3 protein-coding genes are annotated in these 2,460 nt (G+C 74.1%); all 3 read right to left on the bottom strand.

Going from position 1 to position 2,460, the window contains the following annotated elements; translation table 11 throughout:
- The coding region (locus tag ABD106_RS04180) for an FAD-binding dehydrogenase (protein ID WP_343917592.1) at positions 1–1,319 on the bottom strand (1,319 nt) is incomplete at its 3' end.
- Between the two features lie 15 nt (positions 1,320–1,334).
- Positions 1,335–1,721 (bottom strand): globin, encoded by a 387-nt coding sequence (locus ABD106_RS04175; RefSeq protein ID WP_343917590.1) that lies wholly within the window; start codon positions 1,719–1,721, stop codon positions 1,335–1,337.
- On the bottom strand, positions 1,718–2,460 hold a 743-nt coding region (locus ABD106_RS04170; protein ID WP_343917588.1), incomplete at its 5' end, for a mechanosensitive ion channel family protein. The genes ABD106_RS04175 and ABD106_RS04170, both read right to left, overlap by 4 nt.

Raw genomic sequence — 2,460 nt, 5'->3', positions numbered from 1 at the left:
GCCGCGTCGCGCTGCTCGATCGCGGCGACGGCGGCGGCGCGGTCGATGCCGGGGCCGCGCGTGACGGGGTCGAGCCCCGACTCGAGCCGCTGCATGCCGTCGAGCAGCTCGGTGAGGCTGTTCGCGACGACGAAGTCCTCGCCGTGGTCGAGGAACGCCTGCACGGGCGCGGGCGCGCCCGGGAGCACGCGCTGCGCGAGCCGCCGCACGCTCCTGCCCGTGAGGTCGGGGTTCTGCTCCGAGCCCGAGAGCGTGAACTCCTTCTCGACGATCGACTGCGTGAGCACGAACCAGGAGTGCTCCGCGCCCACCTCGCGCAAGTGGGTGAGCGTCGCGAGGGTGTCGAAGCCGGGGTAGTTGGGCGAAGGCAGCCGGCGCCCGAGGTGATCGAGCCACAGGCTCGACGGACCGGGCAGGATGCGGATGCCGTGCTGCGGCCAGACCGGATCCCAGTTGGCGATGCCCTCGGTGTAGTGCCACATGCGATCGCCGTTCACGAGCCGCGCGCCCGCGTCGTTCGCGATCGCGAGCCCGGAGCCGTCGACGTGCAGCGGCACGCCGCGCACCGCCTCCCGCGGGGCGGCGCCGAGGCGCGCGGGCCACAGCTCGCGCACGCGCTCGAGCTCGCCGCCGATGCCGCCGGTCGCGACGACGACCGAGCCGGCGCGCAGCTCGAAGCCGCCGGCCACCTCGCGGCTCGACGGCTCGCCGCGCACCGTGACGTCGTCGACGAGCCGATCGCCGGCCACCCCCACGACGCGGCCGTCCTCGACGAGCAGGCGCGTCGCGCGGTGCCGGAACGACAGCCGGGCGCGCCCGTCGGCGACGGCGTCGCGCAGCCGGCGGGTGAACGGCGCGACGAGACCGGGGCCGGTGCCCCACACGATGTGGAAGCGCGGCACGGTGTTGCCGTGGCCGCCGGGCGTGCGGGCGCCGCGCTCGGCGTGGCCGACGATGGGGAAGAGCCGCACGCCGAGCGAGCGCAGCCACGGGCGCAGCTCGCGGTGGGCGAACTCGAGGTAGGCGTCGGCCCACTCGCGGCCCCACGCATCCTCGTCGCGGTCGAACCCCGCGGCGTCGAACCAGTCGGCGCGCGCGAGGCCTGGCGAGTCAGCGATGCCGAGCCGGCGCTGCTCGGGGGAGTCGACGAGCAGCAGCCCGCCGAACGACCAGTACGCCTGGCCGCCGATCGACTGCGGGCCCTCCTGCTCGACGAGCGCGACGGTGCGCCCCCGATCGAGCGCCTCGCACGCGGTGACGAGGCCCGCGAGGCCGGCCCCGATGACGATGACGTCAGGGTCTGACGAGGGATCGGGCACCGGGGGCTCCTTCGGTCAGCGGATGAGCGGGTTGCGGTTGAGCATCGCCGTCGCGGCTCGCTCGAAGTAGTCGTCGAGCTCCGCGCGGTGCAGGGGAGCGGGGTCGAGCACGTCGAGCGCGCCGCGCATGCACTCGAGCCAGCGCTCGCGCGCGGTCGGGTCGATCGGGAACGGGGCGTGGCGCATCCTCAGCCGCGGGTGCCCGCGCTGCTCGCTGTAGGTTGCGGCGCCGCCCCAGAACTGCTCGAGGAACATGCGGAAGCGGTCCTCCGCGCCCGACCGGTCGTCCTGCGGGTACATCGGCCGCAGCACGTCGTCGACCCAGACGCGCTCGTAGAACTCGTGCACGAGCGCGCGGAAGAAGGGCTCGCCGCCGACGGCGTCGTGGAGCGACTGGCTCACGGCTGCGCCTCCAGACCGTCGCCGACGACCTTCTGCACCGACGGCAGGTCGAGGCCGAGCTCGTCGAGGCCCGCCTTCACGCGCCGGCGCAGCTCGCGAGCGACATCGTCGCGCGCGTTCGCGCGCGTGCGCACGACGAGCCGCAGCACGACCGCGTCGGGAGAGACCGACTCGATGCCCCACGTCTCGGGCTTGTCGATGACGCGGCCCTCCCACGCGGGCTCCTCGCTCATCGCGGTCGCGACGTCGAGCAGCCGCTGCTCGACGAGGTCGACGTCGGAGGCGTAGGGCACGGCCTGGTCGATGATGACGCGGGCCCAGCCCTGCGAGCGGTTGCCGACCCGCACGATCTCGCCGTTGCGCACGTACCAGAGCGTGCCCTCGACGTCGCGCACCTGCGTGACCCGGATGCCGACCGACTCGACGACGCCCGAGGCGGCGCCGAGGTCGACGACGTCGCCGATGCCCACCTGGTCCTCGAACACCATGAACAGGCCGTTGAGGAAGTCCTTGATGACGCCTTGCGCGCCGATGCCGGCGGCCGCGCCGAGGAAGCTTGCCATCGCGACGAGCGAGGCGGCGTTCACGCCCAGGATGCTGAGGATCAGGATGAGCGCGAGCGCGGCGATCACCCACGCGAGCATCGTGTTGAGCACGCTGCCGATCGCGCGGGTGCGCTGCACCACCCGCACCTGCGCGAGCGGCGAGTTCGAGAGCGCCTCGGTGTCGGGGGGGGGGG

Source organism: Agrococcus citreus, from assembly GCF_039527715.1.
GTDB classification, from domain to species: Bacteria; Actinomycetota; Actinomycetes; order Actinomycetales; family Microbacteriaceae; genus Agrococcus; species Agrococcus citreus.
This window is presented reverse-complemented; position numbering and strand designations above follow the sequence as displayed.